Here is a 25,911-nt window from a genome sequence, read left to right as displayed (position 1 = left end):
CATCTCTCTTTAGAGGTAGATAAATTTGCTGGAGGGTTTTGTATAGTGAACCAGATCAATAATTCAGCGGATGAGATGATTATGCGTACCCCAATTCAATGTAGCCAATGCAGCATGCAATCAATTTGCGTACCCGCCGGTTTAGTACCAACCGATGTCGAAATTCTTGATAAATGCAGCCGCGAACCGCATCTTTTTAACAAGCGTAGTGTTGTTTTTAGTGAAGGACAAAAGCTCAAATCAGTTTTCGCAATAAAAAGCGGCTCGGTAAAGTGCTACACCATTGATAGCAATGGTAAACAACAAATTACCAGCTTCCATATGGTTGGTGATATTGTCGGTCTTGAGAGCTTAGCCAGCGGTTCAGCAGCCACATATTGCGAGACCATGGAAACCTCTATGCTGTGTGAAATAAGACTGAGCAAACTATTTGCACAAGAGCTTCCTAAAGTTGAAAGTAACCTTCTGCAGCTTATGAGCCGACGTTTAGCAAATTGCAGCAAACACTACTTAAACATTGTGAATACCAGTGCGGAGCAGAAAGTTGTGGCTTTTTTACTTTCAATAAGCACGCATATGCATCAACATGGGCTTTCCCGTAGTGAGTACCGACTGCCAATGACGCGTACAGATATTGCCAATTACCTGGGCCTGGCCGTGGAAACTGTCAGCCGTATTTTTACCGCACTGAAAGAGCAACAGCTGATTAACACCGAGCAGTCTATTCTCACTATTAATGACTTTACGGCTCTGGAGCGTCGAGTCGCTTAGTACTTTTTTCAGGAGGTCAGATGTCATCCGCCGGTTTTAATTGGTCCGATCCGCTCAACTGGCAAAACACCTTGTCAGATGAAGAAAAAATGATTCAGGAGAGCGCCCATCAGTACGCTCAGGAAAAGCTCATGCCACGCGTGCTTGAGGCGAACCGCAACGAAAACTTTGATCGCCAAATTATGAACGAGTTGGGTGAGATGGGCTTGTTAGGCGCAACCTTACCGGAAGAATACGGCGGCAGCAGTGTTAACCACGTTAGCTATGGCCTTATTGCACGAGAAATTGAGCGTGTCGACAGCGGCTACCGCAGTGCCATGAGTGTGCAATCCTCTTTGGTTATGCACCCTATCTACACCTTTGGTACTGAAACTCAGCGTAAAAAATACTTACCTAAATTAGCCAGCGGTGAATGGGTTGGTTGCTTTGGCCTGACCGAACCCGACTCTGGCTCTGACCCGGCCAGTATGCGTACCACCGCCAAGCGCACCGACAACGGTTATGTTCTTTCCGGTTCTAAAATGTGGATCACAAACTCGCCTATTGCAGATGTATTCGTGGTCTGGGCAAAACTCGACGGTGAGATTCGCGGTTTCGTGCTGGAAAAAGGCATGAAAGGCCTGAGCGCACCTAAAATTGACGGTAAATTCTCATTACGTGCTTCTATCACCGGCGAAATTGTTATGGATGGCGTTGAAGTGTCCGAAGATCACATTTTCCCGGACGTTAAAGGTTTAAAAGGCCCCTTTAGCTGCCTTAACAAGGCCCGTTATGGTATTGCCTGGGGCTCGCTCGGTGCAGCTGAATTCTGCTGGCACGCAGCACGACAATATACGCTGGAGCGCAGCCAGTTTGGTCGCCCGCTGGCAGCAAACCAGTTAATACAGAAAAAACTGGCCGACATGCAGACCGAAATCAGCCTGGGGTTATTAGGCTGCCTGCAAGCCGGACGCGAGCTTGATAAAGGCACATTAAGCCCCACTGCGATATCGCTGATTAAGCGTAACAGCTGTGGTAAGGCGCTGGATATTGCCCGCCAGGCTCGTGACATGCACGGTGGTAACGGTATTGCCGATGAATACCACGTGATTCGCCATGTGATGAATTTAGAAGCGGTGAATACCTACGAAGGTACACACGATATTCATGCGTTAATTCTGGGTCGTTCACAGACCGACATTCCTGCGTTTTAGTAGCGAGGCTTAGCACTCTCGCCGGAAAAGCAAATCAGCCCCGGTATTGCCCGGGGCTTGAAATTCCTTAATGGATACCTTTGCTGTTCAGATGTCCTTTATAAGCCATATCGCTTTTCATAATATGATTCATAAGCCAGGCTTTCACGAACTCCAGCAGCTCATCAATCACGTCTTCGTGATTATCTACCCGATGTTTGAAACGCATGACATCCTGCACCAACTCTCGGTGTTTAAGCTTATGGTTTTCTAAGTCCGGATAGCCGTTGCGCTCCATTAACAACTCTTCGTAGTTAAAGTGTGTTGCCGTGTAGTTAATTAACGAATCCACCAGGCGTTGCAGCGCATGCTGATCACCATCACGCAGCTTCAGTCGGTACAGCTCATTAGCAATGTAAATTAAGCGCTGGTGCTGACGGTTAATTTCTTCAATGCCGACATCCAGTTTCGGCGACCATTCAATGAGTACGTCCTGCTCTGAAAGACGCCGCTCTATAACGTCTTTTTCAATGTAATAGCGGTCGCCCAGAGACTTAATTTCGCCGCCTAAAGTCGTTAGTTGGGCAGAGCTTTCTAACGCCTCTTGCGAACGTTCATCGACAATTCGTGCACTTTCAGAAAGTGAATGAATGTTTTCCTGAATGTTTATGGTTACCGCAGACTGCTCTTCCGTTGTCGAAGCTATCTGAATATTCAAATCGTTAATGACACCAACGTTTTCAACAATGTCAGATAATGAACTGGCCGCCCGGTTCGCTTGCTCAACATTTTCACCCGCCAGAGTTTTATTACGCTCCATGGTTTGTACTGCATTGTTCGTGTTGGTTTCCAGCCGGCCGATGACACCTTGTATTTCACCAGTGGAGGCCTGTACACGTTTAGCCAGTTGCCGCACCTCATCAGCAACAACTGCAAACCCCCGACCCGACTCACCGGCTCTGGCGGCTTCAATAGCAGCATTCAGCGCCAGCAAATTGGTCTGGTCGGCAATGTCATTAATGGTCAGTAATATTTTCGAGATAGACTGACTGTCTTCAGATAACGTTTTTATAACACGCTGGGATTCAGACACTTCTTGCTCGAGTCTCTGAATGGCTGCCACCATGGTATGAACAACTTCCTGCCCATTTTTGGCCGAAACTAGGGTATTATCAGCTTCTGTCGCGGCCTTCTGAGTTGACTCTGACACTTCACTAATCGCTGACGTCATTTGCTCGACTGCCGCAGCTGCGCTTTGCATTTGCGAAGCCTGAGCTCTTGCCCGTTCGGCCAGCTCTTTAATTGCCTGATAATTACCGTTACCCAGCCTGTCCATGCCGTCGCTCGACTTACGTATAGCATCGACCGAGTAACTGGTCTCAATAGCGACCGAGTTCAGATAGTGAGTTATTTTCGACAGCTCGTCATGACCCTCTGTCGAGCTCAAACTATTTAGGTCGCCATTTGCCAGCTGTTTGGCCATTTTGATATTGGCAGACACCGCCCGGTAAATTCCTAAATATAAGCTAGTGAATAACAACAGCTGTAGTAACAATACCCCGACAATCAAGGCAACGTTGGTCCATATTATTGCGTCTAACTTCTTTACGCGCTGCTCAAGCCTTGAATGATAAGCCGGAATGACACTATCGTAGAAGGCGAATAACGATCCTGTCGCGGCGGTTCCTTCACGGAAAAAATCGCTGGCCGACATATTTCGCTCCATTAGTTTGCTCGAAGCGGTTTCGCTGAATAATTTTAATTGTTGCTCGGCTGCCTTAGCCTGCATCAACAACGCCTGGTCGTTAACGTCTTCAGATAAACTCGCGACAACATCCACAAAGTCGGAAACCTGATTTTCCAGCACGTAGCTTAAAATGGTGACATCCTGCTGTAATCCGGAACTTTCATTCCCGTTTAACCATTGAGCTCCCAACCCCCTTAAGCGACCTCCCTGCTCAACTAACTGCGGCAGTTCCTCAACCGAAAGACGCGCTAAAAACAGGCTTGGTAAATCATTTTCCAGCAGTTGTTGGGAGTTTTCGCCAAGCAATTTTAACGCACTTTGGATCTTCTCCAGTAGTTCAGTATGCTGATGGAAAGTGTCCGTTGAGCCGCTTAAACCCTGCCACTTACGGCGCAGTTCCATCAATAATGACTCTGGCAGCAAAGTACTTTGGCCTAGCTCACTTTGAAGTTCATCCAGAGCATTAAAATGGCGATTAATGGCTTGTACTGAACGGTTTATTTCACTGGAAAACTCACGTTTTTGAGCGTCGCTCCCAGTCATCCCCCTGTGCATGGCAATATGCTCTAAAAGCCCTCTTAATTCAGGCCAGTATTGAGCGGCTTGATGCTTTTGTTCAACCTGATGGCTTTTTTCCAGTGAGTCATTAACCATCAACGAACTCAGCACAATAACCGGAATAAACAACAAGAAACCAATCAAGCTAAATTTTCGTCTAAAACTCAGTAAATTAAATAACTTTTGGACAGGGCGAGTTAACCAATCGAGCCACTTCATAACCACTCCACTACAGGCAGAATCGACAACCACAAACGGTTTATTCTGCTCATTCATCGGCATTAGTCACACATAATACAGGGTTGTTGGTTAGCAAGTGTCTTTTGCTTGACCGTGATCAATAAAACAGCAAACTTTCTAATGCCATTTCAGTCATTTCAGTAAAAGCGGTCTGTCTTTCATTAGCTGACAAGCCATTGCCCGTTTTTATTTCATCAGACACCGTCATAACAGCCAAAGCCTGTTTCTTATGAATAGCCGCTAGCGCATAAAGAGCAGCTGCTTCCATATCTAACGCCAGAACATTCATAGCTTCCAGCCGCGATTCAAGGTTTTTGTCCGGATGGTAGAAACTGTCAGTAGAAAATACATTACCAACGGCTACGCGCTGGTTTTTCTTCTGACAATAGCCAACGAACTCACTTAAGAGTTTGTAATCTGCAATTGCTGCAAAGTCGTAACCACCAAAATGCTTTTGGTTCATTGACGAGTCCGTGCAAGCTCCCTGAGCAACGACCAGATCACGTAACTTAAGGTTTGCTGATACGGCTCCGCAACTCCCTACCCGCACTAAGCGCTCAACACCGAAATGCTGAAACAACTCTTGTGCGTAGAGTGCACAAGAAGGCATCCCCATACCTGAGCCTATCACCGACACGGGCGTACCGCGAAACTGCCCGGTAAATGCCAGCATATTTCGGGTATCGCTTATGAGTTCAGCACTGTCCAGGTGTGTTTCAGCAATATGTTTTGCCCTTAATGGGTCGCCGGGAAACAAGCAAAGTTCAGCAAAATCGCCTGCTTTAGCCGAAATGTGTGGTGTGGTCATAGAAATCACCTTGTTGTTTTTTCATCAAGATAGATGACAAATCAGAAATTATCGACTATATTTCGAGTTATTCTAAATTAGATTATTAAGAAATAATATGATTAATGTTATTATGAAGCTAGCGACAGGTTATCGCAGAAGCGTCTTTTGGACGTTGACGCTGATCACTATTGCTGTTGCTGCCTTCATCCCGTCTATTACCATTGATACCGATCCGGAGAACATGCTTCCGGACGATAACCCGCAGCGTGTTTTCCATAATGAGGTGAAAGAAACCTTTGCTATGCATGACATGATTGTCGTTGGCGTAGTCAATGAGAACACCGTCTACAACCAAAAAACGTTAACCGACCTGCATACCGTATCGAATTATGCGGAGTCTCTGGACGGCGTTATCAGTGACGATCTGATGTCACTGGCTAACGTGGATAACATTACTCAAAAAGAACCCGGCACCATTCGTTTTGAATGGATGATGAAGCAACCTCCGGAAAATGACGCTGAAGCCCGTTACATTCAGCAGCAAGTTGAAGACCTGCCGCTGCTTTATAACACCATTGTTTCTGGCGATGGGAAGGCTGCCGCTGTTTATGTACCCATTGAAAGTAAAGACGAGAGCTATGCTCTGGCGGAGCAACTGCGTAGCAAAATAGGTACGCTGGACGGCAGCGATGACTGGCATATTACCGGTTTGCCAGTTGCTGAGGACCAGTTCGGTAATGAAATGTTTGTGCAAATGGGCATTTCCGCGCCATTAGCAGCTGCGGTTATTTTCGCCCTGCTTTGGTTCTTCTTCCGCAATGTACGCTTCATAAGTGCAGCAATGATAGTCGCGATGTCGACCGTGCTTATTACCATGGGTGCATTAATTGCCCTGGGTTTCACCGTACACATTATGTCGTCGATGATAGCCATTTTCCTAATGCCTATTGCCGTGGTCGACTCGGTTCACATTATGTCCGAATTTTCGGACCGATACCGCGAAAAAGGTAATGCGAAGGACACCATAAAAAGTGTATTGGGGCACTTGTTTACGCCCATGCTATTTACTTCAATAACATCGTCTATTGGCTTTTACTCTCTAATGCTAACGCCAATTCCTCCAGTGCAGGTGTTCGGCGCTTTCGTTGGCTCCGGAATTCTTTTGGCCTTCTTAATTACCGTTATTTTCGTACCTGCCTATTTGTGTGCACTCAAACCATCGACGCTGGAAAGCTTTGCTCAAGTTACTCATGAGGAGCACAAGGACGGCTGGTTACAGAAAGTCGGTATTCTGGCGGCCCGTCGCGCCAAACTTTGGATAGCCTTTTTTCTGGCAGTTTTGGCTTTTGCGTGGTTCGGTATTCAGCAAATTAACATTAACGACAACCCGGTGCGTTGGTTTAAACCTGGCCACGAGGTTCGTATTGCTGACGAAGTATTAAACGACCACTTTGCCGGGACGTACAACGCGTATGTAGTATTTGAAAATACCTTAGACGCTACCGAAAAAGCTCGCTCAGCGGTTCGTGAGGCCCTGAATAACGACGCGCTGTCTGAAGAATCGCGCGATGCTTTAAGCGCTCTGCTTGAGCAACAGCAAGTGAACTTTAACCAGTGGATTATCGCAATTGATGATCTGCTCTTCACCGTCGGTTCTGACCAATTAGAGCCGTTAGAGCGCTTAATGACTGAGCTCGAACAGCTGAATAGCGCCAGCAAAGCGTTCCAAAGCCCGGAATTGCTGGCCTACATGAGCAGGATGCAGGAGTACTTGCAAACGACAGGCTTGGTGGGCAAGTCAAACAGCCTGCCCGACGTGGTGAAGACGGTGAACCGCGAATTACGCTCGGGCGAAGAAAAAGACTACGAATTGCCGGACAATGCCGCCGGTGTTGCGCAAACCCTGTTGCAATACCAGTCATCGCACCGTCCGCAGGACCTCTGGCACTTTGTTACGCCGGACTACAAACGCAGCTTAATGTGGTTGCAGTTAACCAGCGGTGACAACCAGCACGTGACCCAGGTCGTGGACACTGTTGACAGCTACATTGAAGACAACCCGCTGCCTGCTAACATTGAAATGGACTGGGCCGGTAAAGCTTACCTGAACGTGGTGTGGCAGGAGGCCATGGTGGAAGGCATGCTCGACAGCTTAATCAGCGCCTTTGTGGTGGTGTTTATTATGATGGTATTGCTGTTCCGCTCGGTGGTCTTCGGGGTACTGGCTATGCTGCCTCTGAGTCTGACCATTGCCTTCATTTATGGTCTTATTGGCTGGGTCGGTAAAGACTACGATATGCCCATTGCCGTGCTGTCGTCGCTTACACTTGGGCTATCGGTGGACTTTGCTATTCACTTTATTGAACGCACACGCGCTACCTTCAAACAAACCGGTAACTGGAAAGACACTCTGGTGGTTATGTTTGATGAGCCTGCTCGAGCCATTTCCCGCAATGCCATTGTCATTGCTATTGGCTTTACGCCACTGCTGTTCGCACCTTTAGTGCCCTACATTACGGTTGGCGTGTTCTTAGCCAGTATTATGGCGATATCCGCCATTGTGACACTTATTATGCTCCCGGCGGTGATGACCCTATTTAGCCGCCTTATATTCCGTGGAGGTCAATCATGAAAAACCTATTTTTAACCGCTTTATCCGCCGCCGTTTTGTTCGTTAGCTGCCAGACTGTTGGTGCTGAGAAAAGCGCTCGTGAGATTGTCGAACAGGCTGAGTTAAACGCCTACTACTCCGGTGATGACGGCCGCAGCGCCGCGCGGATGATCATCACCGATAATCAGGGCCGTGAACAAATGCGCCAATTCACCATTCTGCGCAAAGACCAGGAAGACGGTGGAGTTCAGGACATGATGGTGTTCTTCTCTCGCCCTGCCGACGTGCGCGACACCGTCTTTCGCGTAGTAAAACAGGTAAACGACGACGATGACCGCTGGCTTTATTTACCCGATCTGGATTTGGTTAAACGCATATCGGCCGGCGACAAGCGTACCTCTTTTGTCGGTTCACACTTCTTCTATGAAGATGTTTCCGGTCGCGATACCTCTTTAGACAGTTATGAGATTCTGTCGGAGGATGATGCAGAGTACGTGTTAAAAGGCACGCCTAAAGCCCCTGACAACGTCGAGTTCAGCTACTACGAAGTGGTCGTCGATAAAGAGCATATGCTGCCGGTAGAAAGCACTTTCTATAACGACAGCGGCGAAGCCTATCGCAAAATGGAAGTACTGAAAATCGAAACGGTTCAAGGCTACCCAACAGTGACTCACTCGCGCATATCGGATCTTGAAAATGGCGGTAAAACCGAAATGCAGTTCCGCTTTATGAAATACAACATTGGTTTGCCGGACAGCATTTTCAGTGAGCGTAGCTTGCGTAATCCACCTGCAGAATGGTTACAACTGAGAGACTAATTATTATGCCATATCGGAAAATTTTCACGTTTACCGTTCTTTTCACTTTGGCTCAAGCCGCATCGGCACAGGACTCCTGGGATGATGACGAATGGGAAAGTGACTGGGGAGCGGAACAAGACCAGGGTATTGATGTCTACGGCTATGTTGAGGCGGCAATAGGCGGACGATTTGAACCCTCCCCCTATCACAAGCGTCTGTCTATTGCTGAGCCTCGACTACAGCTAGGGTTTGATGAGCGCTGGCAGAACACTACCTGGACAGCAAAAGCCGACGGCTGGTACGACGGCTTTGATGAAACCTGGCACGGCCAAATTCGCGAACTTAATGCTCAGTTCACGGTTTTCGATAACACCGATATAAAAATTGGCCGTCAGATACTCACCTGGGGCACTGGCGACTACTTATTCCTCAACGATCTGTTCCCTAAAGACTGGCAGTCCTTCTTTGTCGGGCGTGACCAGGAATACTTAAAGGCACCATCTGACTCGCTGCGCGTCACCAGCTACTTCGACTGGTTTAATATCGATTTTGTCTGGTCACCTGAGTTTGACCACGATAATTACATTCGCGGTGAACGCATTTCTTATTTTAATCCGTTAACCCAACAGTTGACCGGCGACGATCCGTCCATTCAGTTTGTGGAGCCTAAGCGCGATGAATACGCGTTGCGCTTGTTTCGTAATCACGATGGTGTGGAATACGCGGTCTATGGTTACGACGGCTTTACTAAAAGCCCCGAGGCCGTTACTGAGAGTTTTCAGCCCACTTTCGGTCGCTTAACCGTGATTGGTGCATCCGTTCGAATGCCCCTGGGTCCAGGATTAGTGAATACCGAAGTCGCCAATTACAACCGTCACGACGGAGAAGACCATTGGCGCGCACTGGTTGGCTACGAGCAAGAATTATGGACGCGCTTTACCGGCAGCTTTCAAGCTTATGTAGAAAAAGGCGACACACAAACACGCACTGTGTTCACCACCCGCTTAACCTGGCGAGACGAGCGCGATGACCTGAGTCTGTCGCTGTTTGCTTTTGTGTCGCCGAATCAAAACGACGGCTATTTACGTCCGACTTTTGACTACCGCATTGACGATAATTGGTCATTTAGCGGCGGGTTCAACCTGTTTTTTCGCGAACGTCCAGAAACCTTTTTTGGTCAGTTCACCGAAAACAACAACGCATATCTGCGTATGCGGTATGCGTTTTAATACTAAAATGAAGGAGTTTTATAATGAGTGTCGAAAGAGCTATAACCGCATTTGCCGGCTTTATGATATTGTTGTCGGTAGCTTTGACTTATTGGGTTCATCCCAACTGGGTATGGCTTACCGTATTTGTAGGTGCCAATCTATTTCAACAATCTTTCACGGGTTTTTGTCCAGCAAGCATTTTTATGAAAAAAGCGTTAGGATTAAAAACAGAACGTGAGTTAGAAAAATCAGGAAAATAAAGACACCATGAGTGCAGCTGAATCACAAGAGATGCTTCAGGAAGAAGCGCAGAATGCGGCGAGCTTTCTGCGCTCTTTAGGTAACCCCCACCGTTTACAAATTTTATGCCGATTGGCTTTAGGTGAACAAAGTGTGGGTCAACTTCACCAGTTTTTTGACTTAAGCCCGTCAGCTTTTTCACAACATCTTGCGGTATTGCGTCAACAGCAATTGGTCAGCATTCGTAAACAGTCGCAAACTGTGTACTACTCCATAAAAGATCCGGATACCGAAGCTTTTATGAAGTTACTGAAAGATAAATTCTGCCCTTCGCTTTAAGTGGTACCCTTTAAGGGATGCTACCTTTTGTCGCATCCTAACCACCTAAAAAATGGAGAATAATAGCGACATTACCTTATTAAAGGACACTGTCGTATGAAGTCTATTTATCCTCTGGCAACTTGCTTACTCTTGCCAATTATCAGTTACGCTAACGAAACCACCGATATTCAGGAAAGAATTATCATTATTGGCGAATCGATGGAGGCGCCTAGTGAATGGGTCGTCGACTCGAAACAACCAAGACAACCATTGCCTGCTCACGATGCCGGTGATTTCTTAAAAAGCCTTGCGGGATTCAGTGCAACCCGCAAAGGCGGCGCCTCTGCTGACCCATTATTTCGGGGAATGGGAGCTGGCAGACTGACCATAGTCAACGACGGACAAATGCTCCAGGGTGGCTGCAGCAGCCGCATGGACCCGCCAACGGCGTACATAACCCCACAGAGCTATGACAGCGTGACTATTGTTAAGGGCCCACAAACCGTATTGTTCGCCGGTTCAGCAGCATCTATTCATTTTGAGCGCGAAGCAACATTCTTTGAAGTGCCCGAGTTTACCGGTTACTTAAATGCCACCACAGCGCAGTACGGCCGGCTGAGTACCACAGCTGATTTAACCTGGGGAGCAAAACCCGGGTACGTGCGGGTAAACGCATCTGCCGCAACCGCCGATGACTACGAAGATGGCTCGGGTAATAGCATTAACAGCCAGTATGAACGCTGGAGTGGCGATGTTGATCTGGCCTGGACACCGTCACGGCAGCATCGTCTGATACTCAAACTTGGCGTCAGCGATGGCGAGGCAGCCTACGCCGATCGCAGTATGGATGGGGTGCTCTTTGACCGTGAAAGCGTCGCACTGAATTACCAATGGCAACCTGACAGCCGTTCGCTCGAAGAGCTTTCTGTTAATGGCTATTTCAATACCATTGACCATGTCATGGACAACTATTCGTTGCGCGAGTTTACCCCGTCCATGATGATGCCCAACCCGACCGCCAGTAACCCGGATAGATATTCCCGTGGTTTTAAAATTGCCTCCGAATGGCAGTTAACCCCTTCCGGGCAACTCAAAACTGGGCTTGAACATAATGAGTCGGCTCACCGTAACCGTTCCAGCAAAGATCAGTTTAACCAACCATTTGAAAGCCTTAACCGGGTTGATGACGCTTTTATAGAGCAAGATGGAGTTTATGCCGAATATCGCCATGCTATCGACCAGGAATGGCAGTTAGTCAGCGGTTATCGGCTTGATCACTGGAAAATGACAGACAAGCGCACCACCATTACGCCAATGTCAGCTCCGGCTCAATCCAACCCCACAGCGAATGAAACACGCAGTGAGAATCTTCATAGCGGATTTCTTCGTATAGAAAAACAGCTTAAAAATGGTTACTGGTATGCGGGCTGGGGTCAGGCAGAGCGATTCCCGGATTACTGGGAAGCCATTGGTAACAACCGTCAGTCACCAACGTCAGCATCGGCCTTTTACACCGACGCGGAGACCAACCAGCAATGGGATATCGGTCTGGATATTAACACCGACAAATGGCAACTGGATGCGTCAATTTTCTACAGTCAGGTCGATGACTTCATTCTTTTGCAAAAAGGCATGATGATGCAGCCGGATACCGTCCGTAATATTGACGCCCGAACCTGGGGCGGGGAAACAACCTTAAGTTACCAACTGACCCAAGCCTGGTCTGTGTCATCAGCACTGGCCATAACCCGCGGAAGTAATAAAACCGATGATAACTATCTGCCGCAGCAACCTGCTGATGAACTTCGTATTGCCACTGATTACCGCCACAACGCACTGACTTACTCTTTGCTCTGGCGCCTGGTGGATAAACAAGAACGCACAGCTGTGGATCAGGGTAATGTCATTGGCTACGATATCGGCAATAGCCCGGGGTATGGTATTTTATCGGCAAATATCGACTGGAAAATTGATCCAAAGTGGCAGCTAAGTTTAGGCGTCGATAATATACTGGATAAAACCTATGCAGAGCACTTGAGTCGTTCCGCTGCCAGCATTTCCGGATACCAGCAAATTGACAAAGTTAATGAGCCGGGCCGCACCGTCTGGCTGCAGACCAACTATCATTTTTAAGCCTGATGCTGACATTACTGACCTATAAATTCATTACTCATAAAGCCTGGCCATTGTGCTTAGCTTTATGTCTGGACATAGCACTGGGCAACCTCTGGGTTGCCTTTAATGGGGGGATCAGTAACCCCTTCACCTCGTTATTACTGATTTTTATTGTCATAGCGTTTTTATTGTTACCTTCAACTTTTGCTTTGATTGTGGTGCTTATAAGCATTCTGGGGCAAGTTGCCCAAATAGGCTTGCCTTCGCTTTTGCCCGGACAACAAAGTCACACTGCCCATGCCTTAAGCGACGAGATGTTGAAACACGCGATGGGTATGGTCAGCGGCTTTGTGATTGCTGCGGTTATTATTGCTTTATCAATGTACTACCTGAAGCGGCAATGGTTTCAGTCTGAAAAAGCGTTGCAGAATGCACGTGAGCGCCAGCTGCGTGACGAGCAGCTGCTGACGATAGGTGCAGCCGCAGCTCAGTTAACTCATGACGTTGCCACTCCTGTGCAGTCGTTACGGTTACTCAACGAAGAACTTCAGGAATGCGATATTGAGCTGTCACTAAAACAAGAGTTTCGTGAACACCTGGGCAAAGTTGAAGCCAGCCTTGAACAATGGCGGGACGCCGCTGAGGATGTGCGCAGCAGGCGCCAGCACAATTACACTGTCGGGGAAATTGTTACTCAGTTACGCCAGCTTCTGCGAATTGCCCGACCCGATGCTCAGGTCAACTGGCAATGTCCCGAGCGATTAAAAGCCGCGATTATAAGCGCCGATCGCACCCTGTTCCCGGCTATCGCTAATCTGGTTATTAATGCTGTCAGCGCTGGCGAACGCAGTCACCAGCTGACCGTGTCCGTGCAACTCAACCTGACGTTAGTTGGTGCGAACCCTCAGCTCACCATTCACATTCTCGATAATGGTGATGGGCTAAGCCAGGCGCAACAACGGAAAATAGGTAAATCAATGACCTTAAGTGAAAATGGTATGGGTATTGGCGCGGTTATCAGCCATGCCACCCTTGAACGGCTTGGCGGTCAAGTGAGCTGGCAATCCACTGCCGAAGGCACGCTCACATTAGTTCTATTACCGATAACAGCTTATGAATAAATTTCGCTTACTTATTATTGATGACGATGAAGGCTTCTGTCGCATTCTACAGCGGCGTCTGGAGCACCATAGTGTTTTGGTGCAAATGGCACACTCCGCTGAGCAGGCCTTGACGCTAAAAGATCATTTTGACGGTATTCTGCTTGATATGATGCTGGGCGACGACAATGGGTTGGGACTTATTCAGCCACTTAACGAACGCTACTCTCCTAGCCATTTGGTGGTACTGACCGGTTACGCCAGTATTGCAACAACTGTAGAAGCAATGAAACGGGGCGCAACGGACTACCTAACAAAACCCGTGGGGACCAATGAATTACTACGCCGTTTTACTAATGAAAAGCTGGAGTTGGAAGACACATCGATAAACCGTTTAACACCAACTCAAATTGAGTGGGAGCATATTCAAAGAGTGCTTGCGGATAACCAGGGAAATGTTTCTAAGACAGCGCGAGAGCTGGGTATGCATCGGCGTACGTTACAGCGCAAATTGTCGAAACGCTCACCACATTAAAAATGCGCCGCCTTAATAGGCGGCGCAAAAAATTTAGAAGTTATAGCGAACACCGGCCATAGCGACATAAGGGTCGATATCAACATCAACACTTTCAATGGTGCTTCCGTTTACGCGAACATCACCTGTGGTATCGATATCCATGCGGCTAACCATGAAATGAAGACCCCAGTTTTCACTCAAATCGACATTTACACCCGCTTGCAGAGCATAGCCCCAGCTGTTTTTCAGAGCTAAGGAGACATCGTCATTATCGGCAACAACACCTAAGTTGCCTAAAGTTGAGCGCAACTGAGGGTCAACTTGCTCATCAAAGAACGCGGTGTAGTTCACACCAACACCAACGAAAGGTTTAAACATATCGCTATCGATATCGAAGTGATACTGAGCCAGCAAAGTTGGTGGTAAATGCTTGGTTTTACCAATTTTCAGTCCGGCCAGCGAACCTGTTGCGGTAATATCATGACTGAATGGTGTTGCTGCAACCAGCTCAAGCGTCCAGTTTTCAGTTAGCTTATAATCAAAAGTTAAACCTAACTGAGTATTGGTATTAACACCAGCGCCAGTACTGTTCTCTTGTAAACCAGCTACTGACTCAACAACATTCAAGTGCCCACTGCTATCATCAGGCATGACAGAGATAGCACCAACATTGATAGAGAAATCGTTTGCTAATGCAGAAGTGCTTAGCAAGCCTAACAATACACCGCACGATAATACTTTAAGCTTCATGGGGAACTCCTTGTTAATGAAGACCCCTAAAGTTTATAAGGTTTATCGAATAATCGAATTGATCTGAATCAACCTAGTGTTCGGCATTGTGGTAAATGTTTTGAACGTCATCCAAATCGTTCAGCATATCCATCAAACGCTCAAACATTGGCAAATCATCTTCGGCTATGCTGGTCGTTACCTGAGGTAAAAACTGGATTTCGTCAGCTTCAAAATCAATATCAGGAAACGCATAAGTTAAGGCCTGACGAGCTGCTGCGTACTCTGTATTTGGCGCAAATACGGTAACCAGACCATCTTCGAATTCGACGTCGGTAACATCAACATCAGCTTCCATCATGGCTTCCAGCACTTCGTCTTCACTGTCGTGCTTGAAGGCAAAAATCGCACAGTGGTCAAATGAATGCGAAACGCTGCCCTGAGCGCCAATTTTTGATTTACTTTTGGTAAAACAATTGCGGACATCGCCGAAGGTGCGGTTAGGATTATCGGTTAAGCATTCGACAATAACCATACAGTTACTGGGACCGTAGCCTTCGTAACGCGCCGGAGAAAAATCCTCTCCTGCCCCGCCTTGAGCCTTGTCTATCGCTTTTTCTATAACGTGAGCAGGAACCTGGTCTTTTTTGGCCCGATCTATCATGCCGCGTAACGCCAGGTTACCGTCCGGGTCGGTACCACCCTGCTTGGCGCAAACATAAATTTCACGGCCATAACGGCTATAAACTTTGCTCTTTGCATTAGCCGTTTTAGCCATAGACTCTTTTCGGTTTTGATAGGCGCGACCCATTCTGAATTTCTCACTGTTTAATTAAAGACCCAAAGATTTTACACAGGCAGCTGTTACTGGTCGAGTACTAGCAGCAATAAGTACCGGCTTAATTGCAGATTATTGATATAGCCAAGCTGTCTACCATAGAAGATTTTGATTCTTCAGTTTGTGCTACATGGCAACGTAAACTCGGCGACAGAAACAAACTGTTGAGTCAATTATGCAAAGCCCAATACCTGTATTATCCATGCGAAAACTGTATCTCAGTGCTTCTGATCGCCAGCAATTCATTGCTGACCTTGGTAGAGCTGCGCGTGATATTGGCTTCTTCTACCTGGAAGACCACGGTATTTCATTGGCAGAACAAGTTAAGGTACTGGACACCGCTAAAACCTTTTTTGCACTCAGTGATGTAGAAAAGAAACAGGTGCAGATGATTCATTCACCGCATTTTCGCGGCTACTCAGCAAACTACTCCGAGTTGACGGCAGGCCGGCGCGATCGTCGTGAGCAGTTTGATATCATGGACGAACTGCCTGCTCAGGCTACGTCCGCTATACGCCATGAATGGCAAAAACTCATTGGACCCAACCAGTGGCCAGAGCAATTGCCTGCCATGAAAACCCAGTTGTTGTCCTGGCAGAACAAGCTAACCGAAGTGTCTCTGCAGCTTTTAGAGGCGTTATGCGAAAGTCTCGAGCAACCTGCTGACGCATTGGCTGAAACCATCAGCAACGGTCCTTACCGTCATACCAAGCTTATTAAATACCCCGGTAGCCCAGAAGCCTCTGGTCAGGGTGTTGGTGCGCATAAAGACCCGGGCTACCTCACCCTGGTTCTGCAAGACGAAAACAGCGGGCTGGAAGTGGAATACGAACAACAATGGTACAAGGTGGCTCCGCGCCCCGGCGCCTTTGTGGTGAATATTGGTGAATTACTGGAGCTGGCTTCTAATGGTTATTTAAAAGCGACTAACCATCGTGTTACCAGCCCTAAAACTGGGGTTACCCGTTATTCATCGGCTTTTTTCATGGCCGCTCAGCTGAATGCTTCGGTTCCTGTGTTAAAACTCCCTTCTCATTTAGCAAAACACGCTAAGGGGCCAACCAGCGATCCGAATAACCCATTACTACATAATGTTGGCGAAAACGTGATGAAAGGCAGGAAGCGTTCGCATCCCGATGTGTCTATGCGTTTTTATCCAAAAACTTTGAAGTGTAGTTCGTACTAACTGATAAGCTTTGTCACTTTCCGGACGTTAAGCTGTGCCTTTACTATAAGTGATATTGATAGCAGGTAAAAATAGGGGCCACGAAGGCCCCTATGTAATACGGATAAAATTATTTAACTCAGCGTTATTAAAAACTAACTGTTACTGAGCCACAAGCTTCCGTACCCGCTTCACAAACTTCGTAAACGACATCACTACCATCAGACTCAAAACGATCACGAGCACGACCTCGATTCGATAGTGTTTCAACAAACTCACCGTTACGATACAAGTCTACGTCACCGGCAGCGCCTGACCAACGCAAGTCAACCAAAGCGGTTCCACTGCGCAGTAAGCGTGAACGGTAAACGTCAAGTTCAATATCCGTCAGGCTAACCGTCACAGACTGGGTAACAGTATCTGATAACTCAGTCGCATCAGTAACTGTCAGAGTAACGTCGTAAGTACCCTCTTGAGAATACGCATATACGGGATTTGCCTCAGTTGAAGTACTACCGTCACCAAACTCCCAGAAGTAGCTCTCAATATCACCGTCGCTGTCTGTTGATGTATTAGTAAAGTTTACGGTTAAATCAGCAGCATCAGCTTCAAAGCTGGCAACGGGTGCATCAGGTAAACCGTCATCTTCCTCAACAGCTGTTAGCGTCAATGACCAATGGTTCAAAACACCCGTATCTGCACCAGCGTTATCTGATACATTCAACGTCCAGTCACCGGTCATATCTTCACCATTGAAGCTATCCAGCGACCAGCTCTGTACCAAATCATTTTCACTGCTGCCAGCACGGTCATGCAACACATGCTCAGTGCCTTCAGGTGAGGTTAAAGTAACAATTAAATCACCACGCCATGTATGAGTAATATCAACACTGACATCAGCACCGAATACCACACCAGTTTCAGGAACATTGATTATGCGACTAATACCGCTGCTGTCATCATCCGGGATATCAACACCGGCAGTGTCATCGTAGTAAAAATCAGATAACCCCTGTGGCAGAACGTAGACTGTTGCACTAACGTCACGGGTCATCTCGCCAGTTTCTGCATCCGTACCACTAACCGTTACAGCGTATTCACCCCATGCGGTTTCTTCAGTTGTTGCCAGTTGTACATCAACCGACTCACCATTTTGTGCTTGGCTTGAAGATAACGAAACATCAAGCTGAGGTTCAGCAGAAACGTTTAAATCAACAGTACCTGACCATTCAGCAATACTACCGACATCAAGCGTTAATGTGGCGTTATCACCAGCAACAATTTCTTGAGATGCTGGAGAAAGCGTTAAGCGATAAGCAGGATCCGGATCCGCTGCTTCCAGTGCACTCAACGCGTTCAAGCGTTTACCAGACACTGTCTTTCCGGCTAAAGCAGAGTTACTCTCACCAGAGTCCATCAGAATCTGCTTAACTTCAGCAATCGTCAAGTGAGGAGCAATGGACCACACTAAACCAGCAACACCTGCGACATGAGGGCTTGCCATGGAGGTGCCGGACGCCGTTGCATAGCCATCATCAAGGTAAGTTGACAAAATTTCAGTACCCGGCGCACCTAAATCAACAGACACGGCACCATAAGTTGAAGAAGCAGCCATAGCATCGGTACGCGTGGTATTAGCAACGTTAACGATGCCATCTAAGTCGTAACCACCTGGGTAACTTGCTGTAACGTCAGAGTCGATTCCGTCGTTACCCGCCGCAGAAACAAACATGATACCCGCATCGATGCTGTCAGCGATAGCTGTTTTAAGCGACTCAGAGTAAGCGCCTCCGCCCCAGGAGTTGTTCGTCGCGACCAAGTTAACACCGTGATTAACTTTCAGGTTGGTCATGTAATCGATACATTCAATCGCTGTCGCAGTACTGCCTGTTCCATCGGCTCCCAAAAACTGACAGCCAACGATCTCTACATCCCAGTTAACCCCAGTGACGCCTTCACCGTTATTTGCACTTGCACCAATGGTACCAGCTACATGAGTACCGTGACCGTTGCCATCCATTGGATCGCCGTTTGAGTTTACTGCCGAATAGCCGTAGCAATCATCAATAACACCATTACCATCGTCGTCTTGTCCATTGCCGCAAACTTCACCTGGATTAACCCACATGTTTCCGGCTAAATCCGGATGCGTATAGTCCACACCTGAATCAATAACACCGATGACTACGCTTGAATCACCCGTTGTAATATCCCACGCTGGACGCGCGTCAATATCGACTCCGGGCGTGCCGCCGCTTTGCCCTGTGTTTTCCAAAGCCCACATGTCGTCGAAGGCTGGGTCGTCCGGCGTTGCCAGAATATTAAAGTCCGAGCGCTTATTGTCATTAATTGAAATAATGTAGTTCGGCTCTGCCACGTCAACCAAAGGATGGTTCGAGAGTCGCTTAATTAGCGCATCACGCTGCTTTGCATTACGCACGTTTACTTTTGCAATACGGCCATCAGCAATATGACGCATTGCGATATCCCGCCCTCGATCGTCAAGTGCTCGCAAAGCACCGCCAGCATTATTTATTAAGTCCTGACGCTGCTCTTTTGTCGCTGAAGCCTTAAAAACGACTAGCAGCGAGTCATCGTCAGCGCTTTGTCCATTTGCAACTGCTGTTCCTGCCGCAAGCGCCATGGATACACCGACAAATAATTTTTTCAAATTCGTCATTCTTCCTTCCTCATTATTGTTGTAGGAATATGTTTCAAATGTGCGTACTACTCATCTCGTCACTAAAATTATAATTAGCATATTTTCCACAAAAAAATATTCCAAAAGTTAGAAATTTGCTGTTATGACATTTAAATACGAAAAAGGGACTAGTACACTTAGGTGGGATTAACATCAAAAACAAATTAAACCTCTGTTTAATAAGAAAATCTTCATTCAAAAACGATTTTAAAAATACATCATTCATACGATTGCCAACGTCAAGGTAGTCGCTATCCTTGTTAGCGGAATTATTAACAAAAGGTGTTCCGCTTTGACTTTTTTCAAACAACTTTTAACGGCAACAGTGGTGATGTTGGTTTCTCTTCCGGGAGCAGCTGACGAGACCCCTATTGCTCTAGCAGGGTTACTGGAGCGGCAGTCCCTTGCAAACCATGCAGAAATTGCTCAACTAGGGTCTTATAACCTCACTTCTATCGCCCAGGCAGGCGAGCAAAACTATGCATACCTCGTTCAGTACGGATTGGAAAACACTCTGACTGTCGAACAGCAAGGGTTAAATAATTCTGTCACTGCAGAGCAATCTGGACGCAGTAATTCAGCGACTATTCTCCAAGTTGGGCAAAGCAATGTTATTCAGCTTCAACAACTTGGGAACGGCAACTCAATAACCATTCAGCAGACAGGTGCTGCCGCTGAAATGTCCATAACGCAGTTCAAATAAGAACAAATCATTGGAGAACAATTATGTCTAATACGATCATTAAAAAAAGTGCTATAGCTTTAGCTTTAGGATTAGCATTTTCCGGTTACGCGAATGCAGACACTCACATTGCCGTTATTAACCAAGACTCTTCGGATGCGGTTGAACTTGGCAACGATATGTACGTTGAACAAGGCGGATTTTTCAACTGGGCCTACGCTGATCAATATGGTGAAGGAAACGAGACCTCATTGTTACAACTTGACGACTTTCAAGAAGCGTATACTTACGTCACTGGCGACTTCAATTTGGTCGAAGGTGAGCAGTCTGGCTTCTGGAATATCTTCGACTCGGAAGTGACTGGTGATGACAACATGCTGACCAGCCTGCAAGAAGGCGATCTTAACTCATCTACCGTTTTTCTGACCGGTAATGATAACTCTGCCTATGTAGAACAGTCTGGTGCTGGAAACGAAGGTGCTATTGAACTAACTGGTGATTATAATACCGCTGATATTATACAACTTGGCGATTCTAACTGGGCGAACTTCCAAATAGAAGGCAGTGACAACTACTTTGAAGCTGACCAATCAGGTACTTCCAACGAAGCCGGTTACTTCAATGCAACTGGCAACTTAAACTCATTTGTCGCTCTCCAAGAAGGCGATAGCAATGTCGGCGGTGTTGTTGGCGCTAATGGCGACTCGAATGACGTTTATGTAGAACAAACCGGTTCACTGAACACTTTCATTGCACAGTCGCTGTCTGGTGATGGTAACTTTATCGACATTTACCAAGATGGCTCAGCTAACGAGTTCCTGATTCAACCGATTCAGGGGGACAAAAACGAAATAGCTGTGCAACAGGAAGGTAATGCTAATACCGTAGAAGCGCCTACAGGCATGGTTGGTAACGACAATACGATTGATGCATATCAAGAGGGTGATGACAACTCTGCAATATTTGCAACGGAAGGTGACGACCACATCATTGATATCGACCAGGATGGAAACAACAATATTGCGGTTGCAGAGTCGTATGGCGAAGACAACAATATTCGTATTTCCAGCCGTGGTGACGACAACTTAAATGGTGTCGCCCTGATTGGTGCAGACAACGAAGCGACCAGCCAACAATACGGTAATGCAAACACCGCTGAAATCGTTATTGCAGGTGACGACAACGACGTTGACTCACACCAGGACGGTGACAGCAACACCTTGCTTGCATATTCTTACGATGCAGGCACTACCTCTGGTAACGATCTACAGTCAGAGCAAACTGGCGACATCAACTTAATCGATACCATTATCGGTGGTAATGACAACCTTATTGCATTCGTCCAGGAGGGTAACAATAACGTTATCGCCGGTGACGAAGGGTCGTTTATTGTCGGCGGTAATAATGGCAGCGTTGACGTTGAACAAATTGGTAACAACAATACCGTTACAGGTGGTCAGTTTAGCGATGGCAACACTATGAGTGTTTATCAGCAAGGCGACTACAACGTAGCAACCGTTGTTCAATACTAATTAAGTATTAAACTCCAAAAGACAAAGCGGCTGCTATTGGCAGCCGCTTTTTAGGCTCTTATGTTAAAGAAACTTATTTTTGCTCTCATTCTCATTACTCCTTTCAGCCAAGCTGACGAAATTGAGCTTGGTGGCATGGTTCTGGACAGAACGATATCGCGTTTTGGCAAAGACTTTTTCTTTTATTACACCAGCTACTGGCGAGACATTCCTTCAACAAACGGAATTACAGTTGTTGTCAATGAGCGCGTTTATCCGCAAGCGGGAACCTACTTATGGGTAGAAATGGAACAAGAAAAGGTGTTCGAAACCTATTTCGGGCGACGCCATAATGACGTAAAAAAACTGGCTGAAAAAGCCATCCTTATCAGTATTAATCAGGTTGCTCGTATTAAAGCAGACTCGGTCTTCGATTCGCCAGAACATAATAAATTCTAAAAAGGCGCTTGTTATGAAAAAACTCTTTATTACCACTCTAGCTTTACTGCTCTCTTCCACATTGGTTGGTGCTACAGAAATTGTATACCAGCCGATAAACCCAAGTTTTGGCGGAAACCCAATGAATGGCAGCTTCCTTTTGCAAAAAGCCCAAAGCCAAAATGCTCATACTGCCCCCGATGAAAGCAGATCTTTTGTTGATCGTTTCAGAGATGCGTTAGAGCGGAACATCATTAACTCCCTTACTCGTCGTATTGCTGATGGCGAAATCGTTGAGGGACTTTATGACACTGGCGAATACACCGTTGAAGTTATCGGTCAGCCGGATGGTAGCGTCCTGGTATATATAACTCATAATGAAACCGGTGAACAAACCGTCATTACAATGCCTGCGATTTAAGAGAAAGACTATGAATATTCGTACTATTATTTTAATGGCTCTATCGTTGGTAATGTCTGGTTGCGCGATGATGCCAAAACCAACCGATTTAAACATCACTCCAGCAGAAATTGATGCACCAAGCTCGATGATGGAAACCCTCCAAGAACAACCGGTTCCGAAAAACCGCATTCCGGTTTCAATTTACGCATTTCGTGATCAAACCGGTCAGTATAAGCCTCAAGCTAATGTTTCAAGCTTTTCAACCGCAGTCACCCAAGGTGCAACGTCAATGCTGACACAAATGCTGCTTGAGTCCGGTTGGTTCTTGCCAATGGAACGTGAAAACCTACAGAACTTGCTGACTGAACGGAAAATTCACAATTCAAGTAAAGACTCAGATCTCCCGCCGCTACGTGAAGCAAGACTATTACTAGAAGGCGGTATCATTAGTTACGACACCAACGTAAGTACCGGTGGTATTGGTGCGGAATATTTCGGTATTGGTGCATCTGAGCTATATCGTGAAGATCAGGTATCTGTTTATTTACGCGCCGTCGACGTGTACACCGGTCAGGTCCTACTCTCGGTATCAGCAAGCAAAAAAGTCTTTTCCCAAGAATTGCGTGCTGGCTTATTCCGCTATGTGTCGTTAAACCGCTTAGCTGAGTTTGAAGGTGGTTATTCTACTAATGAGCCTGTGCAACTGTCGGTAAAACAGGCTATGGAAAAAGCACTACTGGAACTGATAGAAAAAGGACAAGCGCAGGGATTCTGGCGGGCAGAGAGCTAACTTCTGAGTTTTCAAATTTTACTTAGCCGGATGTCGCGTAATTCGACCACTTTAAAAGCTCAACTCGGTTACGCGCTCCGGTCTTTCTAAAAATTGAAGACAAGTGCGTTTTTACTGTATGAGCACTGATATTTAACTGCTCCGCAATTTCTTTATTGCGCGCACCAGTCGCTACCAGCTCGATAATTTTGAATTCTTGAGGGGTAAGCGAGTTAATTTGAGATAAGCTGCTAAAAGAATCGTCACCTGCCTGACGCCGCAACATCATCTCTTCAATCTTATCGGAAAGCAATGAGCGCGGGTAATAAAGCTCCCCCTGACCTATCACTTTTATTGCAGTTAATACGCGATCTAAAGGATCATTTTCATAAATAATTCCACGCGCACCAAGGTTTAATGCCTGGTTAGGAAGAACCGTATCTTTTTGTGCGTTAACTAGGAAAAGAGGATAAGTCTTTGTAAGAGTCACAATTTGGTTATTAGTGTGGACCCGCGAAAGCTGTTCAGACTCTAACGAATAAGCAACCATCGTGTTGTCTAGTGGCGAACTCTCAACCAACTCCGAGAATGTACGGTGGATAACCGATATCTCTAAGGATTCGGCAAGCAACCCCAAGTTCTGCGTACGCTTTTGATGTTCAATTAAAGCTAACTGAGTAAAACGCGCCATAACATCCCTTAAAGTTAAAAACACTTACTCGACATTAAAATTACAGCGTCCTATAACGAATAAGCGCGACTATTTATAATACATGACTAATTTTTATTCAGAAAGTTTTGCACTCTATAACATGTTACAAAATGTAACAAGCGCTCTATTTGAAATGAATGCAATGCATGCAATGACAAACGATCACACCATATAGTCCCACTCGCAAAGTCCGAAATAAGCGACAAAAGGGCTTTGATCCCGTATCATAAGCCTTAGTCAGCAGATAAAGTTGAGTGTTTTAGTCAAGTATTTTATACTGTCGTCCAGTAACGGGCGAAACTCCCATCCGCAGCTTTTAGAGTGGGTAAATCATGAGTGAACAGATTGATCAGGCGCTTGCACGTAAATACGACGCAGGCTTCGTTTCAGAAATAGAGTCAGAAACTTTCCCAATCGGTTTAGACGAAGACGTTATTGCTCGTCTATCCGCGATTAAAGAAGAGCCCGAATGGATGCTGGAATGGCGTCTGAAGGCTTATCGAACCTGGTTAAAAATGGAAGAGCCGGACTGGGCACACGTCGATTATCCCAAAGTGGATTACCAGTCTATTTCATATTATTCAGCGCCGAAAAGCATGAAGGATAAACCTAAGTCATTAGACGAGGTTGATCCTGAGTTGCTGCGCACTTATGAAAAGCTGGGTATTCCCCTGCATGAGCAAGAAATGCTGGCTGGCGTAGCCGTCGATGCGGTCTTCGATTCCGTATCTGTCGTCACCACCTTCCGCGAGAAGCTGGAAGAAGCCGGCGTGATATTCTGCCCTATCTCTGAAGCCATTCATAAATACCCGGATCTGGTTAAGAAATACTTGGGAACCGTAGTTCCCCGTGGCGATAACTTTTTTGCCGCGTTGAACAGCGCCGTATTCACCGATGGTTCATTTGTTTATATTCCAAAAGGCGTTCGCTGCCCTATGGAACTATCAACTTACTTCCGCATAAACGAACAAAACACCGGTCAGTTCGAGCGCACCTTGATTGTTGCCGAAGAAGGCAGTCATGTTAGTTATCTGGAAGGTTGTACTGCACCGCAGCGCGATGAAAACCAATTACACGCAGCCGTAGTTGAGCTGGTCGCACTGGATGATGCAGAGATAAAATACTCTACCGTTCAGAACTGGTATCCGGGCGATGAAAACGGCAAAGGTGGTATCTACAACTTTGTCACTAAACGCGGCCTGTGTGAGAAAAACGCTAAAATCTCCTGGACTCAGGTAGAAACAGGCTCAGCCGTTACCTGGAAGTACCCAAGCTGTATTCTTAAAGGTGACAACAGCGTTGGTGAATTCTACTCGGTCGCATTAACCCGCGGAAAACAACAAGCCGATACCGGCACCAAAATGATCCACTTAGGTAAAAACACCAAGTCGACCATCATTTCCAAAGGTATTTCCGCTGGTCGCAGTAATAACGCTTACCGTGGTCTGGTGCGTATGGGCCCTGGTGCTGAAGGCGCGCGTAACTTTACCGAATGTGATTCACTGCTTATTGGCGACCAGTGCGGTGCACACACATTCCCGTATATTGAAAGCAGCAATCCAACCGCGATTGTTGAGCACGAAGCCACCACCTCTAAGGTGAGTGACGATCAATTATTCTTATGTCGGCAACGAGGCCTGGACCCTGAAAAAGCAGTCTCAATGATTGTAAATGGCTTCTGTAAAGAGGTATTCCGCGAACTGCCAATGGAGTTTGCGGTGGAAGCCGGTAAGTTGCTTGAAATCAGTCTTGAAGGTTCAGTGGGGTAAA

General features: G+C 46.6%; 23 protein-coding genes. 17 read left to right on the top strand and 6 right to left on the bottom strand.

Features of this window, described 5'->3' with window-relative positions:
• Window positions 1–81: 81 nt before the first annotated feature.
• Both U0358_RS01020 and U0358_RS01015 read left to right on the top strand, forming a co-directional pair.
• Window positions 82–771, top strand: coding sequence for a helix-turn-helix domain-containing protein (locus U0358_RS01020; protein WP_322406720.1), 690 nt, complete (start codon window positions 82–84; stop codon window positions 769–771).
• Between the two features lie 20 nt (window positions 772–791).
• Window positions 792–1,964 carry an acyl-CoA dehydrogenase gene (locus tag U0358_RS01015; protein WP_322406719.1) on the top strand — a complete coding sequence of 391 codons (1,173 nt, stop codon included), beginning with the start codon at window positions 792–794 and terminating at the stop codon, window positions 1,962–1,964.
• 67 nt (window positions 1,965–2,031) lie between these two features.
• On the opposite strand, the gene U0358_RS01010 is transcribed toward U0358_RS01015, so the two are convergent.
• Window positions 2,032–4,467 (bottom strand): bacteriohemerythrin, encoded by a 2,436-nt coding sequence (locus U0358_RS01010; RefSeq protein ID WP_322406718.1) that lies wholly within the window; start codon window positions 4,465–4,467, stop codon window positions 2,032–2,034.
• A gap of 118 nt (window positions 4,468–4,585) precedes the next feature.
• A complete protein-coding gene (deoD, locus tag U0358_RS01005; RefSeq protein ID WP_322406717.1) occupies window positions 4,586–5,296 on the bottom strand; it encodes a purine-nucleoside phosphorylase in 711 nt (236 codons plus the stop codon).
• A gap of 97 nt (window positions 5,297–5,393) precedes the next feature.
• Here deoD and U0358_RS01000 point away from each other — a divergent pair, with 97 nt between their 5' ends.
• The 8 genes from U0358_RS01000 (at window position 5,394) to U0358_RS00965 (ending at window position 14,211) form a co-directional block, all read left to right on the top strand.
• Window positions 5,394–7,910, top strand: a complete 2,517-nt coding sequence (locus tag U0358_RS01000; RefSeq protein WP_322406716.1) for an efflux RND transporter permease subunit — start codon at window positions 5,394–5,396, stop codon at window positions 7,908–7,910.
• Window positions 7,907–8,707, top strand: a complete 801-nt coding sequence (locus U0358_RS00995; protein ID WP_322406715.1) for an outer membrane lipoprotein-sorting protein — start codon at window positions 7,907–7,909, stop codon at window positions 8,705–8,707. The genes U0358_RS01000 and U0358_RS00995 overlap by 4 nt, the downstream gene beginning before the upstream one ends.
• 5 nt (window positions 8,708–8,712) lie before the next feature.
• Window positions 8,713–9,918 (top strand): hypothetical protein, encoded by a 1,206-nt coding sequence (locus tag U0358_RS00990; protein ID WP_322406714.1) that lies wholly within the window; start codon window positions 8,713–8,715, stop codon window positions 9,916–9,918.
• 23 nt (window positions 9,919–9,941) lie between these two features.
• Window positions 9,942–10,160, top strand: a complete 219-nt coding sequence (locus tag U0358_RS00985; protein WP_322406713.1) for a YgaP family membrane protein — start codon at window positions 9,942–9,944, stop codon at window positions 10,158–10,160.
• 7 nt (window positions 10,161–10,167) lie between these two features.
• On the top strand, window positions 10,168–10,479 hold the full coding sequence (locus U0358_RS00980) for an ArsR/SmtB family transcription factor (protein WP_317498106.1): 312 nt from the start codon (window positions 10,168–10,170) through the stop codon (window positions 10,477–10,479).
• 96 nt (window positions 10,480–10,575) lie between these two features.
• Window positions 10,576–12,594, top strand: coding sequence for a TonB-dependent copper receptor (locus tag U0358_RS00975; RefSeq protein WP_322406712.1), 2,019 nt, complete (start codon window positions 10,576–10,578; stop codon window positions 12,592–12,594).
• Between the two features lie 5 nt (window positions 12,595–12,599).
• A complete protein-coding gene (locus tag U0358_RS00970; protein WP_317498104.1) occupies window positions 12,600–13,697 on the top strand; it encodes a sensor histidine kinase in 1,098 nt (365 codons plus the stop codon).
• A complete protein-coding gene (locus tag U0358_RS00965; protein WP_322406711.1) occupies window positions 13,690–14,211 on the top strand; it encodes a response regulator transcription factor in 522 nt (173 codons plus the stop codon). Before U0358_RS00970 ends, U0358_RS00965 begins: the two co-directional genes overlap by 8 nt.
• Window positions 14,212–14,244: 33 nt before the next feature.
• Here the strand turns inward: U0358_RS00965 and U0358_RS00960 are convergent, their stop codons facing one another.
• Both U0358_RS00960 and U0358_RS00955 read right to left on the bottom strand, forming a co-directional pair.
• Window positions 14,245–14,943, bottom strand: a complete 699-nt coding sequence (locus tag U0358_RS00960) for an OmpW/AlkL family protein (RefSeq protein ID WP_317498102.1) — start codon at window positions 14,941–14,943, stop codon at window positions 14,245–14,247.
• A 73-nt stretch (window positions 14,944–15,016) separates the two neighbouring features.
• Window positions 15,017–15,733: a YebC/PmpR family DNA-binding transcriptional regulator gene (locus U0358_RS00955; RefSeq protein WP_322406710.1), complete on the bottom strand. Its 717-nt coding sequence runs from the start codon at window positions 15,731–15,733 to the stop codon at window positions 15,017–15,019.
• A gap of 202 nt (window positions 15,734–15,935) precedes the next feature.
• Here U0358_RS00955 and U0358_RS00950 point away from each other — a divergent pair, with 202 nt between their 5' ends.
• Window positions 15,936–16,946 (top strand): isopenicillin N synthase family dioxygenase, encoded by a 1,011-nt coding sequence (locus U0358_RS00950; protein WP_322406709.1) that lies wholly within the window; start codon window positions 15,936–15,938, stop codon window positions 16,944–16,946.
• Window positions 16,947–17,073: 127 nt separating this feature from the next.
• On the opposite strand, the gene U0358_RS00945 is transcribed toward U0358_RS00950, so the two are convergent.
• Entirely contained in the window at window positions 17,074–19,605 is a 2,532-nt protein-coding gene (locus U0358_RS00945) for a S8 family serine peptidase (protein ID WP_322406708.1), read from the bottom strand.
• A 313-nt stretch (window positions 19,606–19,918) separates the two neighbouring features.
• On the opposite strand from U0358_RS00945, the gene U0358_RS00940 reads away from it, so the two are divergent.
• Genes U0358_RS00940 through U0358_RS00920 form a run of 5 tightly spaced genes read left to right on the top strand, consistent with a single transcriptional unit; the run spans window position 19,919 to window position 23,450 of the window.
• The gene (locus U0358_RS00940; RefSeq protein ID WP_322406707.1) at window positions 19,919–20,329 is read left to right on the top strand and encodes a curlin subunit CsgB; all 411 of its coding nucleotides are present in this window, start codon (window positions 19,919–19,921) and stop codon (window positions 20,327–20,329) included.
• Between the two features lie 23 nt (window positions 20,330–20,352).
• Window positions 20,353–21,840: a hypothetical protein gene (locus U0358_RS00935; RefSeq protein WP_322406706.1), complete on the top strand. Its 1,488-nt coding sequence runs from the start codon at window positions 20,353–20,355 to the stop codon at window positions 21,838–21,840.
• 60 nt (window positions 21,841–21,900) lie between these two features.
• Window positions 21,901–22,278, top strand: coding sequence for a curli production assembly/transport protein CsgE (locus U0358_RS00930; protein ID WP_322406705.1), 378 nt, complete (start codon window positions 21,901–21,903; stop codon window positions 22,276–22,278).
• Window positions 22,279–22,291: 13 nt separating this feature from the next.
• A complete protein-coding gene (locus U0358_RS00925; protein WP_322406704.1) occupies window positions 22,292–22,678 on the top strand; it encodes a curli assembly protein CsgF in 387 nt (128 codons plus the stop codon).
• 10 nt (window positions 22,679–22,688) lie between these two features.
• Entirely contained in the window at window positions 22,689–23,450 is a 762-nt protein-coding gene (locus U0358_RS00920; protein ID WP_322406703.1) for a CsgG/HfaB family protein, read from the top strand.
• Between the two features lie 22 nt (window positions 23,451–23,472).
• Here U0358_RS00920 and U0358_RS00915 read toward each other — a convergent pair whose 3' ends face one another.
• A complete protein-coding gene (locus U0358_RS00915; RefSeq protein ID WP_322406702.1) occupies window positions 23,473–24,120 on the bottom strand; it encodes a helix-turn-helix transcriptional regulator in 648 nt (215 codons plus the stop codon).
• A 353-nt stretch (window positions 24,121–24,473) separates the two neighbouring features.
• Here U0358_RS00915 and sufB point away from each other — a divergent pair, with 353 nt between their 5' ends.
• Window positions 24,474–25,910, top strand: a complete 1,437-nt coding sequence (sufB, locus tag U0358_RS00910; protein ID WP_317498099.1) for a Fe-S cluster assembly protein SufB — start codon at window positions 24,474–24,476, stop codon at window positions 25,908–25,910.
• Window position 25,911 lies beyond the last annotated feature (1 nt).

It is taken from the genome of Idiomarina sp. PL1-037 (assembly GCF_034422975.1).
GTDB lineage: Bacteria > Pseudomonadota > Gammaproteobacteria > Enterobacterales > Alteromonadaceae > Idiomarina.
The sequence above is the reverse complement of the archived record's forward strand: the minus strand, read 5'-3'. Positions and strand labels throughout refer to the sequence as shown.

What these genes read in the sequence shown, in the direction of transcription:
- U0358_RS01020 (WP_322406720.1), top strand. Translation starts at nt 82, where the DNA reads ATGCGTACCCCAATTCAATGTAGCCAATGCAGCATGCAATCAATTTGC.
- U0358_RS01015 (WP_322406719.1), top strand. Translation starts at nt 792, where the DNA reads ATGTCATCCGCCGGTTTTAATTGGTCCGATCCGCTCAACTGGCAAAAC.
- U0358_RS01010 (WP_322406718.1), bottom strand. Translation starts at nt 4,467, where the DNA reads ATGAAGTGGCTCGATTGGTTAACTCGCCCTGTCCAAAAGTTATTTAAT.
- deoD (WP_322406717.1), bottom strand. Translation starts at nt 5,296, where the DNA reads ATGACCACACCACACATTTCGGCTAAAGCAGGCGATTTTGCTGAACTT.
- U0358_RS01000 (WP_322406716.1), top strand. Translation starts at nt 5,394, where the DNA reads ATGATTAATGTTATTATGAAGCTAGCGACAGGTTATCGCAGAAGCGTC.
- U0358_RS00995 (WP_322406715.1), top strand. Translation starts at nt 7,907, where the DNA reads ATGAAAAACCTATTTTTAACCGCTTTATCCGCCGCCGTTTTGTTCGTT.
- U0358_RS00990 (WP_322406714.1), top strand. Translation starts at nt 8,713, where the DNA reads ATGCCATATCGGAAAATTTTCACGTTTACCGTTCTTTTCACTTTGGCT.
- U0358_RS00985 (WP_322406713.1), top strand. Translation starts at nt 9,942, where the DNA reads ATGAGTGTCGAAAGAGCTATAACCGCATTTGCCGGCTTTATGATATTG.
- U0358_RS00980 (WP_317498106.1), top strand. Translation starts at nt 10,168, where the DNA reads ATGAGTGCAGCTGAATCACAAGAGATGCTTCAGGAAGAAGCGCAGAAT.
- U0358_RS00975 (WP_322406712.1), top strand. Translation starts at nt 10,576, where the DNA reads ATGAAGTCTATTTATCCTCTGGCAACTTGCTTACTCTTGCCAATTATC.
- U0358_RS00970 (WP_317498104.1), top strand. Translation starts at nt 12,600, where the DNA reads ATGCTGACATTACTGACCTATAAATTCATTACTCATAAAGCCTGGCCA.
- U0358_RS00965 (WP_322406711.1), top strand. Translation starts at nt 13,690, where the DNA reads ATGAATAAATTTCGCTTACTTATTATTGATGACGATGAAGGCTTCTGT.
- U0358_RS00960 (WP_317498102.1), bottom strand. Translation starts at nt 14,943, where the DNA reads ATGAAGCTTAAAGTATTATCGTGCGGTGTATTGTTAGGCTTGCTAAGC.
- U0358_RS00955 (WP_322406710.1), bottom strand. Translation starts at nt 15,733, where the DNA reads ATGGGTCGCGCCTATCAAAACCGAAAAGAGTCTATGGCTAAAACGGCT.
- U0358_RS00950 (WP_322406709.1), top strand. Translation starts at nt 15,936, where the DNA reads ATGCAAAGCCCAATACCTGTATTATCCATGCGAAAACTGTATCTCAGT.
- U0358_RS00945 (WP_322406708.1), bottom strand. Translation starts at nt 19,605, where the DNA reads ATGACGAATTTGAAAAAATTATTTGTCGGTGTATCCATGGCGCTTGCG.
- U0358_RS00935 (WP_322406706.1), top strand. Translation starts at nt 20,353, where the DNA reads ATGTCTAATACGATCATTAAAAAAAGTGCTATAGCTTTAGCTTTAGGA.
- U0358_RS00930 (WP_322406705.1), top strand. Translation starts at nt 21,901, where the DNA reads ATGTTAAAGAAACTTATTTTTGCTCTCATTCTCATTACTCCTTTCAGC.
- U0358_RS00925 (WP_322406704.1), top strand. Translation starts at nt 22,292, where the DNA reads ATGAAAAAACTCTTTATTACCACTCTAGCTTTACTGCTCTCTTCCACA.
- U0358_RS00920 (WP_322406703.1), top strand. Translation starts at nt 22,689, where the DNA reads ATGAATATTCGTACTATTATTTTAATGGCTCTATCGTTGGTAATGTCT.
- U0358_RS00915 (WP_322406702.1), bottom strand. Translation starts at nt 24,120, where the DNA reads ATGGCGCGTTTTACTCAGTTAGCTTTAATTGAACATCAAAAGCGTACG.
- sufB (WP_317498099.1), top strand. Translation starts at nt 24,474, where the DNA reads ATGAGTGAACAGATTGATCAGGCGCTTGCACGTAAATACGACGCAGGC.